Annotated in this window: 14 protein-coding genes; all 14 read right to left on the reverse strand. The window is 33.6% G+C overall.

The features are described 5' to 3' along the window. Window positions 1-227 precede the first annotated feature (227 nt). Window positions 228-1994 (reverse strand): aspartate--tRNA ligase, encoded by a 1767-nt coding sequence (aspS, locus tag HS848_RS05495; protein WP_107508294.1) that lies wholly within the window; start codon window positions 1992-1994, stop codon window positions 228-230. A gap of 12 nt (window positions 1995-2006) precedes the next feature. Beyond that, on the reverse strand, window positions 2007-3269 hold the full coding sequence (gene hisS, locus HS848_RS05500) for a histidine--tRNA ligase (RefSeq protein ID WP_198611525.1): 1263 nt from the start codon (window positions 3267-3269) through the stop codon (window positions 2007-2009). A gap of 366 nt (window positions 3270-3635) precedes the next feature. After that, a complete protein-coding gene (locus tag HS848_RS05505) occupies window positions 3636-4511 on the reverse strand; it encodes an N-acetylmuramoyl-L-alanine amidase (RefSeq protein WP_107508292.1) in 876 nt (291 codons plus the stop codon). Further along, entirely contained in the window at window positions 4508-4960 is a 453-nt protein-coding gene (gene dtd / locus HS848_RS05510) for a D-aminoacyl-tRNA deacylase (protein WP_198611526.1), read from the reverse strand. The genes HS848_RS05505 and dtd overlap by 4 nt, the downstream gene beginning before the upstream one ends. Window positions 4961-4976: 16 nt before the next feature. Continuing rightward, window positions 4977-7166, reverse strand: a complete 2190-nt coding sequence (locus HS848_RS05515; RefSeq protein ID WP_198611527.1) for a RelA/SpoT family protein — start codon at window positions 7164-7166, stop codon at window positions 4977-4979. Between the two features lie 389 nt (window positions 7167-7555). Beyond that, window positions 7556-8074 (reverse strand): adenine phosphoribosyltransferase, encoded by a 519-nt coding sequence (locus HS848_RS05520; RefSeq protein WP_198611528.1) that lies wholly within the window; start codon window positions 8072-8074, stop codon window positions 7556-7558. 22 nt (window positions 8075-8096) lie between these two features. Beyond that, entirely contained in the window at window positions 8097-10370 is a 2274-nt protein-coding gene (gene recJ, locus HS848_RS05525) for a single-stranded-DNA-specific exonuclease RecJ (protein ID WP_198611529.1), read from the reverse strand. Window positions 10371-10520: 150 nt separating this feature from the next. Further along, the gene (gene secDF, locus HS848_RS05530; RefSeq protein WP_198611530.1) at window positions 10521-12806 is read right to left on the reverse strand and encodes a protein translocase subunit SecDF; all 2286 of its coding nucleotides are present in this window, start codon (window positions 12804-12806) and stop codon (window positions 10521-10523) included. Between the two features lie 373 nt (window positions 12807-13179). Then, window positions 13180-13440: a preprotein translocase subunit YajC gene (gene yajC / locus HS848_RS05535; protein ID WP_103166575.1), complete on the reverse strand. Its 261-nt coding sequence runs from the start codon at window positions 13438-13440 to the stop codon at window positions 13180-13182. A 15-nt stretch (window positions 13441-13455) separates the two neighbouring features. Next, window positions 13456-14595 carry a tRNA guanosine(34) transglycosylase Tgt gene (gene tgt, locus HS848_RS05540; RefSeq protein ID WP_107508053.1) on the reverse strand — a complete coding sequence of 380 codons (1140 nt, stop codon included), beginning with the start codon at window positions 14593-14595 and terminating at the stop codon, window positions 13456-13458. 19 nt (window positions 14596-14614) lie between these two features. Next, window positions 14615-15640 (reverse strand): tRNA preQ1(34) S-adenosylmethionine ribosyltransferase-isomerase QueA, encoded by a 1026-nt coding sequence (queA, locus tag HS848_RS05545; protein ID WP_198611531.1) that lies wholly within the window; start codon window positions 15638-15640, stop codon window positions 14615-14617. 10 nt (window positions 15641-15650) lie between these two features. Continuing rightward, entirely contained in the window at window positions 15651-16646 is a 996-nt protein-coding gene (ruvB, locus tag HS848_RS05550) for a Holliday junction branch migration DNA helicase RuvB (RefSeq protein ID WP_198611532.1), read from the reverse strand. A gap of 78 nt (window positions 16647-16724) precedes the next feature. Then, window positions 16725-17330 carry a Holliday junction branch migration protein RuvA gene (ruvA, locus tag HS848_RS05555; RefSeq protein ID WP_198611533.1) on the reverse strand — a complete coding sequence of 202 codons (606 nt, stop codon included), beginning with the start codon at window positions 17328-17330 and terminating at the stop codon, window positions 16725-16727. A 12-nt stretch (window positions 17331-17342) separates the two neighbouring features. Next, complete coding sequence (locus HS848_RS05560; RefSeq protein WP_107508056.1) at window positions 17343-17798, reverse strand: ACT domain-containing protein; 456 nt, start codon at window positions 17796-17798, stop codon at window positions 17343-17345. Between the last annotated feature and the right edge of the window lie 4 nt (window positions 17799-17802).

Here is a 17802-nt window from a genome sequence, read left to right on the forward strand (position 1 = left end):
GCACAAAAGCCCTATTATTGAAATCCTAATGACTTGGGTAGAAAAGTTTATTAGGAAAAATAATTAAATATTATAAGTTGACATAATATATTTATAGTTATTTAAAATATGGTATGTCATATTTGTTTCTTTTCATAATAAAAACACCTTATAGGCTAGTCTTTAAACTAACTTATAAGGTGTTGGTTAATAAAACTAAATTTAAGTAATTAATAGTTTTTCAAGAATTAGTGACGGATACGTAGTGATAATTCTTCTAATTGTTTATCAGATACTTCTCCTGGTGCATCAGTTAATAGACAAGTAGCTGATGCTGTTTTAGGAAAGGCAATTGTATCTCTAAGATTTGTACGATTAGTCAATAACATAACTAAACGGTCTAATCCTAAGGCGATACCACCATGTGGAGGTGCACCGTATTTAAAGGCATCTAATAAGAAACCAAATTGTTCTCTAGCTTGTTCTTTTGTGAAACCTAAAACTTCGAACATTTTTTCTTGAAGCTCACTATTTGAAATTCTTATAGAGCCCCCACCGAGTTCATAACCATTTAATACAATGTCATAAGCATTAGCTTGAACATTTTCAGGTTCTGAATCTAATTTAGCGATATCTTCTTGTTTAGGTGATGTGAATGGATGATGTGCTGCAACATAACGTTTAGCATCTTCATCATATTCAAGTAACGGCCAATCTGTAACCCATAAGAAGTTTAATTTATTTTCATCAATTAAATCTAATTCTCTTGCAATTTTAATACGTAATGCTCCTAAACTTTGAGCAACGACATTTGGTTTGTCTGCTACGAACATTACTAAGTCTCCTGGTTTAGCACCAGTTAACTCTTTTAATGTTTCTACATTTTGATCTTCGAAGAATCGTGCAATAGGACCGCTTAATCCTTCATCAACGACTTTGACCCAAGCTAGGCCTTTAGCACCGTAAATATTAACAAACTCTGTTAAGGCATCCATATCTTTACGTGTATAGTTATCAGATGCTCCTTCGGCAACAATGGCTTTCACTTCACCATTATTTTGTACAGTATCTTTGAAGACTTTGAAGTCCATTTCCTTACCTAATTGTGATACATCAATTAATTCCATTCCAAAACGTGTATCAGGTTTGTCAGAACCATAACGTCTCATCGCTTCTTCATAAGTCATACGTGGGAATGTGCCTTCTATGTCAACGCCTTTTACATCTTTAACAACTTGGCGTAACATTTCTTCTCCCATTTGAATAACGTCTTCTTGATCAACGAAACTCATTTCAATATCGACTTGAGTGAATTCAGGTTGACGGTCAGCACGTAAATCTTCATCTCTGAAACATTTAACAATTTGATAATATTTGTCAAAACCACTAATCATTAATAATTGTTTAAATAATTGTGGTGATTGAGGTAGTGCGTAAAACTCACCTTCATGAACACGTGAAGGTACTAAATAGTCACGTGCGCCTTCTGGTGTAGATTTTGTTAATACTGGTGTTTCAATATCAAAGAAACCATTATTATCAAGATAGTTACGGATAGATTTAGTTGTTTGATGTCTCATTTTAAATGTTTGTGCTAATTCAGTACGTCTAAGATCTAAGTAACGATATTTCAAGCGAATATTTTCGTCAACGTTTTGATTTTCCTCATTAATTGAAAATGGTGGCGTTTCAGATTTATTAATAATATTAATATTTGAAACTTGAACTTCAACTTGACCAGTTTTAATCTTAGGGTTAACTGTTTCTTCATCACGTTTAGTTACTGTTCCTTCAACTTCAATAACATACTCAGAACGTACTGTTTCTGCGATACTTAAAGCTTCTGCAGAGAAATCAGGGTTGAATACTATTTGAACAATACCTTCTCTATCACGTAAGTCTACGAAGATTAGGCCACCTAAATCACGTCGATTATGCACCCAACCTTTTAATGTTACTTTTTGGTCTAGTAATTCTTCAGTAACTAAACCACAATATGTTGTACGTTTACTCATTTGAATTCTCCTTTATTGTTTAAAATACTGTACAAGTTCATCTACTTTAACTGTTTCTGACTCACCTGTTGCCATATTTTTAATATCAATTTCATTATTTGCTAATTCTTGATCACCTATAACGATTGTATATTTAGCATTTAAACGATCAGCTTGTTTCATCTGACCTTTAATTTTACGTTTTAAATAATCTTTATCAGCTTTAATGCCATTTTTTCTAAGATGATTTAAAAGTTTAACACTATAGCGTTCAGCTTCATCACCCATAGTAACTATAAATAAATCAAACTCTTCTCCAATATCTAATTCAATACCTTCTTCTTCAAGTGCAAGTAAAAGTCTTTCAATACTTAATGCAAAACCAATACCAGTCTGACTAGGACCATCTAGAAGTTCTAATAATCCATTATAACGGCCGCCACCGCATAGTGTTGTAATTGCGCCATCATAATTAGGATTATCCATCATTACTTCAAAAGCAGTATGAGTGTAATAATCTAGCCCACGTACTAAATTAGGATCTTCGACATAGTCAACGCCTAAATCAGTCAAATATGATTTAACTTCTTCATAATATGCTTTAGATGCTTCATTTAAATAATCAGTAATACGCGGAGCATTTTTTACAGCTTCTTTATCACGATCAATCTTACAATCAAGTATACGCATTGGATTTGTATGCAATCGTGATTGACAATCTTCACAGAAAGTATCTATTACAGGCTCAAAATGTTTTACTAATGCCTCGTTATATTCTTTACGTGAATTTGCATCACCAATACTATTAATTACTAATTTTAAATGTTTTAAACCAAATGATTCATAAATGTGCATAACCATTGCTAGCACTTCAGCATCGATACTTGGATTTTCTGCACCTATAGCTTCTATACCAAACTGATTAAATTGACGGAAACGTCCTTTTTGTTTACGTTCATATCTAAACATTGGTCCATTATAGTAAAGCTTAATCGGTTGATTTGGATAACCTTGCATTTTATTTTCAATGTAAGAGCGAACAACCGCAGCGGTACCTTCTGGTCTTAACGTTAAGCTTCTGTCACCTTTATCTTTAAACGTATACATTTCTTTTTGCACAACATCAGTTGAGTCTCCCACACCACGTGCAAATAAATCTGTACTTTCAAAAATAGGTGTACGTATTTCTTTATAATTGTAAAGCTTCATTAATTCGTCTAATTTATTTTCAATATAGCGCCATTTGCTTGAATCTTCAGGTAAGATATCTTGCGTACCTCTAGGTATTCTAATCACGCAATCACTCCTTTAATAATTTTACTCATCTATATTAAATCTTCTTTAATAAAAAAAGTCCCTTATATAGCCAATAACTATATAAGGGACGAAATGCCGTGTTGCCACCCTAATTGAGATTAAGATTATACCTTAATCCCCACTCAAACGCTTAACGTGCGTAAACCGGCTTATTTATTAAAGCACCTCTTCTTGTGTTAAAAGTTTTAAACTACTCAGTATAATCTTTCAGCCTTGGATTATATCTCTACGTGGTTAACGAATTGTTAGCCTCTACCTATTTCATTTAAACTTCCAAGAATATTAACGGTATGATTTATAAAGTTCATTAATAATGATAACTAGTTTAGATTAAGTTTGCAAGACTTAAGATGCAAAATATTGTTTTAACCCATCAACTACTGCTTCTTCAACTACTTGTCTATGAAGTTGATCTGTTATCATTACTTCATCTGTTGGATTACTAATATATCCTAGTTCTAATAATACTGCTGGTTTATTAGTTTGTCTTAGGACTTGAAAGTTTTCCTGTCTAGTACCTTTGTTAGACAATAAAGACTTTTTCTCAATACTAGCCGATAATGTTTCAGCTAAGGTTTCTTGATTATCTTTAAACCAATATACAGTAGCTCCGTTCGCATTCGGACTATCAAGAGAATCATTATGTATACTTATAAAAGCGTCGCCATCCTGTTTTCTATCTTCTAAACTGACATAGCTATCATCGGAACGTGTTAGTTTTACCTTAGCTCCCGCTTTTTCTAACGCTTTTTTTAATTCTTTCGCAGTCTTTAGCGTATAATTTTTTTCAAGACTTTTTTTGGATGTATTGCTTGAAGCACCTTGGTCATTGCCCCCGTGCCCTGGATCTAAGACAATGACCTTATTCTTCAAAGGATTTTCTTCCTTACTTGCATCCGCTTCAATATCCAAGCTTGTATGCCATCCTGCTATCCATCCTTTTTCGGTGCCATCTCTACTTTCTACTTCAATCCACTTACCAGACTTTCCTAGTCTAGTAAATGTTTCGCCTTTATCAACTTGGTAGAGTACTGGATAAGCAGCATTAGGACCTGTACGTAATTCTGCATTTTCCGAAACCGTAATCCGATTACTACCTTGATCACTATGATTCATAAGCATAAACAGTATAATTAAAAATAATATAAAAGCAATCACCACAGAAAGTGTAAGTCCATTCTTTAGACCATGTTTTGATAACCATGCATCTAGTTTACTCATACAATCTTTCCATCCTGACTTTCATAAATAATCGTAACAGGACCATCATTTATAATTTCTACTTCCATATCCGTACCAAACTCACCTGTTTCTACTTCAACACCATAAGCTCTTAATGCAGTATTAAACTTCTCATATAACTCATTTGCCTCATCAGGACTCATTGAATTAGAAAAACCAGGTCTATTACCTTTTTTAACATCAGCATAAAGCGTAAATTGTGAAATTGATAGGATTTTACCCTCAACTTGTTGAACGTTGAGATTTAATTTACCATTTTCATCTTCAAACAAACGTGCGTTGACTATTTTTTTTGCTAATGCATCTACATCCGCTTCAGTAGAATCTTTACCTACTCCCACTAATAAACAATAACCTTTGTTAATTTTATTTTGAATATGCGCATTCGTTACTGAAGCTCTTTTAACTCTCTGTACCACTATCTTCATCTCTATAGCACCTCTATTAATTCCATACTCTGGATACTGTATATACATCACTTAATTGTTTAAGCTTTTCTACAACTCTGAAGACATCATTTACATTTTTAACCATCACGCTAATTGTAATAATCGCATGCTTATCTGTATCTGAACGTCCGTTAATTTTAATAATACTTCCAACTGTGGAATTGATAGCTTGAATGACTTCGTTAAGCAAGCCATTTCTATCATATGCACTAACTTCTAAATCGACTTGATAACGTTGAGTAGAATCTTTAGATTTTACCCATTCGACATCAATCAAGCGTTCAGTTTCATTGATGATATTAGGACAATCAGTGCGATGTACTTTAATACCATGTCCCTTAGTAATATAACCTACAATATCATCTCCAGGGATAGGATTACAACATTTAGATAGTTTAATTAAAACATTCTCAATTCCTTCCACATAGACACCACTATCTGTAATGATATCCTCTTTAATTGGAAGTGACTTCGTAATTTCTTGAGCTGCATTTAATGCTTTTTGCTTATCTTGTATACGTTGTCGTTCAGTTAATTTGTTAACAACTTGTAGGGCTGTTACCCCACCAAATCCTACAGCAGCATACAAATCATCTTCATTAGCAAAATTGTACTTTTCATTGACAACTTCAATATTCTTCTCAGTTAAAATATCATCAACTCTAAAGCCTTGGTCTTTAATTTCAGCCTCAACCATAAACTTACCTTTTTCAATATTTGAAGAACGGTCTTGTTTCTTGAAGAAGCTTTTCACCTTACTTTTCGCGCTCGATGATTTAACAATTTTTAACCAATCTCTACTTGGACCATAAGAATGCTTACTCGTACGTATCTCGATAATATCTCCTGTTTGAAGTACATAATCAATTGGCACGATTTTACCATTAACCTTTGCACCAATCATCTTATTACCTACTTCACTATGAATCGCATAAGCGAAATCAATAGGTACAGCACCATACGGTAATTCAATAACATCACTAGCAGGAGTAAATGCATAAACCTTATCACTTTGTAAATCATATTTTAATGATTCCATAAACTCTTGTGCATCTGAAGAAGTATGATCAGTTTCTGCTAATTCTTTGAGCCAATTCAGTTTATTTTGGAAATCTTGCGTCTTCTCGTTAACTGTTTTGCCTTCCTTATATGCCCAATGTGCAGCTACACCATGTTCAGCGATTTCGTGCATTTCATAGGTTCTAATTTGAATCTCTAAAGGATCACCATTAGGTCCTACAACTGTAGTATGTAGTGATTGGTACATATTTTGTTTCGGCATTGCAATATAATCTTTAAAACGTCCTGGCATAGGTTTCCATAATGTATGGACTAATCCTAATATTGCATAGCAGTCATTAATTGAATTGACTATAACCCGAATCGCTAATAAATCGAATATTTGATCAAATTGCTTTTTCTGTTTCATCATTTTTCGATAAATACTATAAATATGTTTAGGGCGGCCATTAATCTCGCCCGTAATATTCATATTAATCATTTCTGCTTGTATTTTATCAATAGCATTAGCGATATAAGCTTCTCGCTCACTACGTTTCTTTTTCATTAAATTAACAATACGGAAGTATTGAACACTGTCAATATATCTCAAAGCAGTATCTTCTAATTCCCATTTAATAGTATTAATACCTAATCTATGAGCCAATGGTGCATAGATTTCTAACGTTTCTTTAGATATACGCACTTGTTTTTCACGGGCCATAGCTTTTAGCGTTCTCATATTATGAAGTCTATCTGCTAACTTAACTAATATAACTCGAACATCTTTAGCAATGGCGATAAATAGCTTTCTGTGATTTTCAGCTTGTTGTTCTTCTTTAGAGCGATATTTAACTTTTTTCAATTTCGTTACGCCATCTACAATTCGCGCAATTTCCTCATTGAACATACCTTTAACATCGTCAAACGTATAGGCAGTATCTTCAATGACATCATGTAGGAAGCCAGCCACAATAGTTGGCCCGTCTAACCGCATTTCAGTTAGTATACCGGCTACTTGAATTGGATGCATAATATATGGCAATCCATTTTTACGGAATTGACCTTGATGTGCCTCATAAGCAATGTGGTAACTTTTCAAAACATATTGGTATTCATCAGTTGATAAGTAAGATTTTGCTTTATGTAGCACCTCGTCAGCGCTATATGGATACTCGTTATTCAATATATGACACCCCAACTCTTTAATATTCCAAATACTCCACTCGATATTCGAATTTTTGAAAATTAAGAAAACATACCTTGCCGCTTCATTAATCCGAGTATAACAGAGGTTGGGACAAAATATTTATGATTGATGTCCCATTCTGAATGCGAGTATTACTTTAATTTTATCAAATATCAAGCAAACTATAAAAGGTTTGATTTTTTCTAAATAATAGTTCTATGATACTACAAGTTTTTAAATAAATAAATGGTGTAGGATTTAATTTACATTCACCTATTATATCCAATATTAAAAGGTAACAATGATATAGACATAAACATAAATAATAAAGAGGTCGAGACACCTTCATCAATGTCTCAACCTCTTTGTCTATCTTATTTAATGATTTATTCGTCGTAAGAGATTAAACTCATTACGTCATAATCTTTAATTTTTTCAATACCATTTAGATATTTTAATTCAATAATGAATGCGATACCTACAACGATGCCGCCTAACTTTTCAACAAGCTTAATAGCTGCTTCAATAGTACCACCTGTCGCTAATAAATCATCTGTGATTAATACGCGTTGTCCAGGTTTAATAGCATCATTATGCATTGTTAAAACATTGGTACCGTATTCTAAGTCGTATTCGTAGCGAATCACTTCACGAGGTAGCTTACCTTCTTTTCTCACAGGAGCAAAACCAATGCCCATTGAATAGGCAACTGGACATCCAATAATAAAGCCTCTAGCCTCTGGTCCTACGACGATGTCTACATTACGTTCTTTAGCATATTTTACAATTTGATCAGTAGCATAGCCATAAGCTTCCCCATTGTCCATAATTGTTGTTATATCTTTAAAACTTACTCCCGGTTTAGGCCAATCTTGTACCTCTGAAACATACTGCTTTAAATCCATTTAAATGTGTCCTCCCTATAAATTAACCCTTTTGAGCTTCTATCCATTGTTTAAGCTGTGAAAAATCATCATACAACAAACGTTTTTCAACTTCTATTCGTGATAATCGTGCTTGATAAGTTTGGCTCGTTTCAATATTTTGCTTATTAGGATTATTGTTTATTTTAATTATACCATTATCATCAATAATAAAGCCTAATTCAATAAACACTTTTAATATAAATTTTAAAATATTGGGTTTAATGTTTAGAAATTGGCATAATAACATACCCTCTTTTTCTAAATTCATTTCTTGTTTATTAATAAGTGCTTTATAACATTTTTTAAATATTTCTTGACTCGGTATACCTTCAAAGTAAATAGATGCTTGATGTTGTAGCACTACATACATTTGTGAGTAATTGATTCCATTCAAGCTATGAATGATACTTTCTAAATCTTGAGGCAAATCTCTAAGTACAACAATTTCGTATCCCTCACCTATAGTTTCACCATAATAAAAGTAATTGTCATTTAATTTTTCCTTTTTAGGATGAATGATAAATGCAGTTTGATGATCATTTGAGTCTAAATTAAGCTGCTTACGTTTACTGCGATAATCTAAAATCTGTTCATCATTCGTGGCAAGGTCTTGAATAATAAATTGTGGCGATTGATTACCATTCCATTCATTTATTTGTAAATGTCCTAACAAACTAATCGGTTGCCCTAATTCAATTTGTGAAGCAAGATGACCATTATTCCAGTAAAGATGTTGTAAGCGAAGTTGACCTGTCGTTATTTTAAGGTGTTTATTATCTTTACCTATTGCTTTTGCATCAATCACATCACTATTGTCTAATTCAAATAACGGTTTCTCAAAGTCTGTTCCATATGGACTCAATTTTTGAATATCTCTTATGTTCTTAACCGTTATATCCGCTTCATCAAGTTTTACTGCTACACGCTTAGTAGGTGCTAGTGATGTATGTTCTGCTAACTGTGCCATCCAATCATTAAGGCCTTGTTCTAATTCTTCTATGTTTTCAATATCCATCGTCATGCCAGCAGCCATGTGATGGCCGCCGAATTTAGATATTAAGTCTTGATGAGCACTTAATATTTCAAACATTGACACTTGTTCAATACTACGAGCGGAACCTTTCGCATGATTTTGTTCTAGATCAATATTTAAAATTAATGTTGGCAACGCATAGGTTTCGACAACTTTAGAAGCTACGATTCCTAATACGCCTTCGTGCCAGTCTTCTTTAGCTAGAAGTAAAAATCGTCGCCCATCTTTAACTTTTTCTTCAGCCATAGCTAATGCTTCTTCTGTTAACTGAGCTACAATTTCTTTTCGCTCGGCATTAAAATGTTCGACTTGTTCAGCTAAGAATTCCGCTTCCTCTTCTTCCTCAGACATCAATAACTCTGCAGCTAATGAGGCATCTTCTAATCGTCCTACCGCATTAAGTCGTGGTCCAATAATAAAACCTACCGTCTCCTCATTAATAGTGTCATTAAAACCGGCCTGATTAAGCATGGCTTTAATTTGAGGTGGACAGTAGTCGTTTAAATTGGTTAAACCTTGTTTTACAATTGTACGATTTTCATCTGTTAATGAGACTAAATCTGCAATCGTTCCAATAGCAGCTAGACTAACGAAATAGTTAGGTGGATTATCTAGTAATACTTGAGATAGTTTATATGCTACTCCAGCACCACATAAATAATGAAAAGGATAGTCGAATTCTGGATGCATTGGATGAACTATCGCATACGCTTCAGGTAATGTACGTCCGATTTCATGGTGGTCTGTCACTATTACATCTACGCCTAATTCTTGTACCATTTTAATTTCTTCATGTCCTTGAATACCATTATCTACCGTAATAATGAGTGAAATACCTTCATCATAGGCATTTTGAAAAGCTAGCTTATTAGGGCCATAACCTTCTGTGAAGCGGTTAGGAATGTACCAACCTACTTCAGCGCCCAAAGTTTTAAGCGTGCTCACTAAAATAGTAGTAGACGTCACGCCGTCCGCATCATAATCTCCATAAACTAATATTCTTTCCTTTTTATCTATAGCTTCATTAATACGCTCGACTGCTTTATCCATATCACTTAAGCGCCAAGGATCGTGATTAATTAATGTATCTGAAAATACTTCTTTAATATTTTCTTCTTGGACAATAGATTTATTCTCAAGTACTTTTTTAATAATTGGCGTTAATTTATAACGTTTAACTAAGTCTTCACTGATATATTCTGTTGGTGGTTCATAAAGCCAGTTATATTTAGATTTAATCATACAATTATCCTTCCTTTTTTCAAAAGCCATTATACCTAAAAATATAGTAAATAAAAAGCAAATCCAATTTAATAGAGTGAATTTTGACATAAAAAATCAGCCCGGAACATTTTAATAAATGTTCTAGGCTGACTTATTTACTTTAGATGATTAAACTAATATTTTTTCATCGTTTGATTTTTTCTCTTTATGAACAACTAATTTGCCATCGTCTGATTTTTTCAGTTGTCGTTTCTTCATAATGCCCCATAGTGGAACCGCGATAAAGATTGAAGAGAACACACCTGAAACTAGTCCAATTAATAACGCTAGTGAGAAGTTAAATAGACTTGATGCACCAAAGATGAGAATCGCTATAACAACGACTATTACTGTTAATACAGTATTGATTGAACGCGTCATCGTTTGGCGAATTGATCTATTAACTATATCATCAATTTGTTCCGGTTTAGTAATCACTTTAATCTTATGCAAGTTTTCCCTTACACGGTCAAATGTAACGATGGTATCGTTGATTGAATAACCTACAATTGTAAGTACTGCTGCTATAAACGTGATATCTACTTCTAAACGGAATAGACTGAATATCGCAACAATCATAAAGACGTCATGTAATAATGCTAGGACAGAAGATAGTCCCATTCTCCATTCAAATCGTAGTGATACATAGATGATAATACCAATGGCTGCATAAAGAAGTGCTTTCATAGCATTCTTAGCTAATTCTTGACCTATCATTGGAGATACTGTATTTACAGTTGGTTTATGTCCAAATTCATCATTAACCTTTTTGTTAAGTTTTACAACTTCATTTTTAGATAAGTCTTTTTTGAATTGAACAGTAGCTTGTTTATTACCATTACCATTTATTTGAACTTGGTCTGGGTTAAGTCCTAAGTCCTTAACAGTACGTTCTACTTTAGTTTGTGTTAATTTCGAGTCTGAATTAATATCCACACGTGTACCAGAAGAGAAATCGATACCTAAGTTTAATTTGAAAATACTTAAGATAATAATACCGACAACTAATATAAGTACACTGGCTCCAATTAACGGTTTGGCTAGTTTAACAAAGTTCCATTTTTCAAATGATGTTTTTAAGTCATGTACATCTACGCCTTCATTAATGTCATGACGGTCTTTTTTGTTAACTCCAAATAACCAGTATTTCTTTTTAAAGTAATTAGATGATACAAGTAATGATAGTAATCCTCTAGATAAGAAGACTGCAGTTACAAATATCATTAAAATACCTAATAGCAACATTGTAGCAAAACCTTTAACTGAACTTTCACCGAAGAAGAACAGTACGCCTGCTGCAATTACAGTTGTCAAGTTAGAGTCGAAGATTGTAAGGAAAGAACTCTTATTTGCTTTAGAGTAAGCTTGTTTAAGCGTTCGGCCTATCCTCAATTCGTCTTTTATCCGCTCGTACATAATGATATTGGCATCTACTGCCATACCTACACCTAATACCAGAGCAGCTAAACCAGGTAATGTAAGCACACCTGAAATAAAGTTAAATGCTACAAGTGTTAAGTAGATATAAACTATTAACGCAATAATTGCGACTAAACCAGGTAATCTATAGAATCCAACCATAAATAGATAAATGATAGCAATACCTATGGCAGAAGCAAAGATTGTTTTATCAAGTGCATCTTGACCAAACTGAGCCCCAACTGAATTAGAGTAAACTTCTTTTAAATCGACTGGTAATGAACCAGCGTTTAATAATTCAGCAATCTGTTTAGCTCGTTCTACACCTTCTTGGCCATGGAAACCACCTGAAATTTCAACACTATCTGAATTAATTGGTTGATCAACAGTTGCCGCCGAAACATATTTACGTTTATCTTCAGGCTTTTCTAATTCTTTATGGTAGCTGTCACCTTTTTTAAAGTCTAACCATACTACCATCATATTTTCTTGCTTTTTAGATATTTCTTCAGTTACTTTTTTAAATTTATCACGATCTTTCAATTTAAAAGTAACTGCTGGTTCGTTCGTGCCTTGCTTAAATTCTTGCTTAGCCGAACCTTGTTCAATATCCTTACCAGTTAATTTAACTTTATCATCCGCATCACGGATAGTTAAATTCGCTTGAGAGGATAATATATTTCGTGCCTCATCAGGGTCTTTAACTCCAGCTAATTGGACTCTGATACGATTAGGGTCTTCTACCTGAATGTGAGGTTCAGATACACCTAATACGTTAACACGATTTTCCAAGGTTTGAGCAGTCGATTGTAAAGCACTATCATCTATCTTCTTACCGCCCTCGAGTGGCTTAACTTGGTAAAGCACTTCGAAACCACCTTGTAAATCAAGTCCAAGATTTACGTTTTTAACTACATTCTTATATGTAAGTCCCATACCAACAAAGAGTACGGCGACAATTAGTATGAATGCAATTATCCTACTAAATTTTTTCACATGAACACCTCATTGTTTACTTATGTACTAAGAATAATCCTTTAATAAACCACACGCAAGTTAATAAAAGATTACATAGATATAACATGACTTATCTATATTAACATACCATGCCTTTTAGTGAAATTAGGACTTTAGTCTTTAGTAAATGATTGAGAGATGAGAATTGAGAGAAAAGTCTTATATAAGTTCAAAGATTTTAACTCTTCTTCCCTTGTCTTACCATGACAAAGATTGACACTAGAAATGAAGAAATTTCAATTTGACCACATCTTCATCTCAGTTCATTCTTACCTACAATATAAAAGCTGAGACACTTTATACAAATGCCCCAGCTTTTCAAATAACTATTTAATTAATATTGCATCCTTAATTAAGAAGGATCAACTTGTTTAATTGCTGGTTTCTCAAATGTCATTTCTGTACCATGACCGTTAACAGTAATCACTACTGTAGTTTCATCTACAGCTTTAACTGTTCCTTTTAAACCACCAATTGTTGTAATTCTTTGTCCCGCTTCAATTCGACTAATCATTTCACGATGCTCTTTAGCACGTTTTTGTTGTGGTCGAATTAAGAAGAAGTAAAACACTATAATTAAAATAATAGGTAAAATAAGTGCTGAAACGTTCATTCTGTTATCTCCTTATTAAAAGTTTTTAGGGTTATCCACATTAAGACCGTATTGCTCAAAGAATTCTTCTTTAAAATCCAATAGACGATCTTCGCGAATGGCTTGTCTAATATTTTCCATTAATTTTAGCAGAAAATGTAAATTATGAATAGTAGTAAGACGGATACCAAATGTTTCCTCGGCTTTAATTAAATGTCTAATATAAGCACGTGAATAATTCTTACATGTGTAACAATCACAATTTTCATCAAGTGGGCCAAAATCATTAGCAAATTTAGCGTTTTTAATAACTAATCTTCCGCTAGAAGTCATGCATGTACCATTTCGAGCAATACGAGTTGGTAAGACGCAATCAAACATGTCCATTCCTCGAATACTACATTCAATTAGTGCATCAGGAGAACCTACGCCCATTAGATAGCGTGGTTTATCTTCTGGCATATATTGAACAGTATGTTCAACCATATCATACATAACAGGTTTCGGTTCACCTACTGATAAACCACCTATTGCATATCCAGGAAAATCAAGATCAACCAATTCTTTAGCACTTTGTTCTCTTAAATCTTTATACTCTCCACCCTGGATAATACCAAATAATGCTTGGTCTTCAGGACGTTTGTGAGCTTTAAGACAACGTGCAGCCCATCTTGTAGTACGTTCAATTGAATCTTTAACATATTTATATTCTGAAGGCATCGGAGGACATTCATCAAATGCCATCATAATATCTGAACCTAAATCATTTTGTATTTCCATTGATTTTTCAGGGCTTAAAAATAGTTTAGAACCATTGGTATGATGTCTAAACTCTACACCCTCTTCAGAAATTTTTCTAAGATTACTTAAACTAAATACTTGGAAACCACCTGAGTCAGTAAGAATAGGGCCATTCCAATTCATAAACTTATGCAGACCCCCAGCTTGTTTGATGATATCATTTCCAGGTTGTAACCACAAATGATACGTGTTTCCTAATATGATTTGTGCTTCCATTTGACGTAACTCTTCTGGGCTCATTGTTTTAACTGTAGCTTTTGTTCCAACCGGCATAAACATTGGTGTTTCAAAAGAACCATGTGGTGTATGAACAATCCCTAAACGCGCGCCTGATTGCTTACAAGTTTTTATATGTTCATAAGTAACTGCTGGCATACTATAAACCTCTCATTCATTAAATAATTAACATTGCATCTCCAAAACTAAAGAATCTATATTTAAGTTCTACTGCTTTATTATAAGCATTTAAAATATTTTCTCTACTACTAAACGCTGATACTAACATAACTAGTGTAGATTTAGGTAAGTGGAAATTAGTTATCAAACCATCGATAGCCTTATACTTAAACCCAGGATAAATAAATATATCTGTCCAACCACTTACTGCTACAAATTTATCATAATCACGACGAATGGTTTCTAGAGTTCTAGTAGAAGTGGTACCTACTGAAATAATTCTATGACCTTGCTCTTTAGTTTGGTTTAATAAATTAGCAGTTTGCTGTGTCATTTGATAGTATTCACTATGCATCTGATGATCATCAATATTATCAACACTTACCGGTCTGAATGTACCTAATCCTACATGCAAAGTAATAAACGCAATGTTTACACCTTTAGCTTTAATTTTTTCTAATAAATCATCTGTAAAGTGTAACCCCGCTGTAGGTGCTGCTGCGGAGCCATTCTCCTTAGCATAAACTGTTTGATAACGATCTGGATCGTCTAAACGCTCTTTGATGTAAGGAGGTAACGGCATTTCTCCAAGTTCATCTAAACGCTCTTCAAGAATACCTTCATAATGTAAACGCATAATGCGTCCACCCTGTTCTAATTCATCAATACATTCAGCGATAATTTTACCTTCACCAAATGATAATTTATTACCAATTTTAATGCGTTTTGCTGGTTTTAGTAATACTTCCCAGTCATTACCCTCAATACGGGTAAGCATTAACATTTCAACCTTTGCTCCAGTTTCCTCTTTTAGACCAAACAAACGCGCTGGCATTACACGTGTATCGTTCAGTACAAGCGTGTCACCAGGGTTAAAATAATCAATGATGTCAGTAAAGTGTTTATGATCAATTTCACCTGATTGACGTCCTAACACTAATAAACGGCTATGATCTCTATCTTTCAAAGGAGTCTGAGCAATTAATGATTCAGGAAGATCATAATCAAATTCCTCAACGTTCATTTCTATTCCCTCATTCTTTTGTTTTTTTAAAATGTTCATATGCATACGCAGTTGCTTTTCTTCCTCTAGGTGTGCGTTCGATAAACCCTTTTTGAATTAAAAAAGGCTCGTATACATCTTCAATAGTTATACGTTCTTCGCCAATAGATACTGCAATCGTATCAAGGCCAACTGGTCCTCCGTTATATTGATTTATAATACAATTCATCATTTTATGGTCAATATAATCTAAACCTTCATCGTCAACATGTAGTAGTTTTAAGGCTTGCTTAGTAGTCTCGATATAAATTTGTTCATCTTCATTGACTTGTTGAAAATCACGCACACGTTTTAATAATCGATTAGCTACCCTCGGTGTTCCACGTGAACGTTTAGCTAATTCAGAAGCACTTTCATCATCAATTTGAGTACCTAAAACTTCTGCAGTTCTTATAATAATTTCTTTTAAATCAGATTCATTATAATATTCTAATCTTAAATGTACTCCAAAGCGATCTCTTAATGGGCCAGTTAAGCTACCTGCACGTGTAGTGGCGCCAACAAGTGTGAATGGTGGTAAATCAATTCGAATACTACGAGCCTCATCACCTTTACCAATGATAATATCTATGAAGAAGTCCTCCATAGCTGAATATAAAACTTCTTCAACCGTACTACTCAAACGATGAATTTCATCAATAAAGAGAACATCACCAGGCTGTAGACCAGATAAGATTGCAGCTAAATCCCCAGGTCTATCTAGTGATGGACCAGATACAGTTCTAAGATTTACATCCATCTCATTAGCAATAATATTAGATAATGTTGTTTTACCTAACCCTGGAGGGCCAAAGAGAAGCACATGATCAAGTGGCTCTTCACGTAATTTAGCCGCTTTTATAAACACTTCTAAATTATTTTTAATAGAAGTTTGTCCAATATATTGTTTTAATTTCGTAGGTCTGAGCGAGAACTCGAAAGATGATTCTTCATTATGTAATGATTGATCGACCATTCTATCATCCATTATTATCCCCCCAGTAAATTAATCTATAATTAAGGGTTAAGGAGAAGCGGACAAAATGTCCTAATCCCCTTAACCTTTTTATGAAACTAATGTTTTTAAACCTAGTTTAACCGCTTCGTCAACAGATTCAAAGGCTTCTTTGTTAAGTACTTTTTCAACTTTAGCCAATTCTCTTTTAGAATATCCTAGAGCAGCTAACGCTAATAATGCTTCTTTAATTAAACGCTCATTATTTGAAGGTTGGTCATCAACAGCAAACAAAGTTTCGCTAGTTTCCTCAGTAATTTGGACTTTACCTTTTAAATCAAGCACGATTTGGCGTGCCGTTTTCTTTCCAATACCTGGGAACTTCGTTAAATATGCATCATTTTCATTTTCAATTGCACGTTTAACTTCATTAGGCGTACTTGTAGCTAAAATCGCTAACGCAGATTTAGGCCCTATTCCTGTCACTTTGATTAAACTTAAAAACATTTCTTTTTCTTCTTCATTAATAAAACCATAAAGCAATTGTGCATCTTCTCTAACTATTAATGAAGTATAAATAGTAATTTCTCGATCTAAATATTTTTGAAAACGATAAGAGTTAGGTGTTTGTATTTCATAACCAACTCCACTAGACGTTTCAAGCGTAACGTGCGTTGGAAACAATTGGGTCAATTGCCCTTTTATATAAGCGTACATGATTTACCTTCCTTACATACTCATACTTATTAATTCAACCTTTGATACATGTTCAATATTTCTTAAAGCTATAATAATTTCGTCAATTGATAGTGCTGTGTTTTTAGCACTTAATGACAAGGTTATCGTCGCTTTATCTTCCATTGGAACACTTTGGTGAATTGTTAATACAGATAATTCTAATTGAGAAATGGTATTTAATACTTGCGCCAGCATACCAACAATATCGTTGACATATAAAATAAGTGTAAATTCACGATGTTCAAATATCTTTTCATCAACAGGAAAGATAGTCTCGCGATATTTATAGAATGCGCTTCTAGATAAATTAAATCTTTTCACGGCTTCATAAATGGACAGCTCAGAATCATTCTTTAAAGCATCTTTAATTTTTAAAGTCTTTACAACTGATTCAGGTAAAACATCTTCTCTTATTAAATAGAACTTTTTATATTCTTTGTTGTCCACTTAA

It is taken from the genome of Staphylococcus caledonicus, from assembly GCF_016238465.1.
GTDB lineage: Bacteria > Bacillota > Bacilli > Staphylococcales > Staphylococcaceae > Staphylococcus > Staphylococcus caledonicus.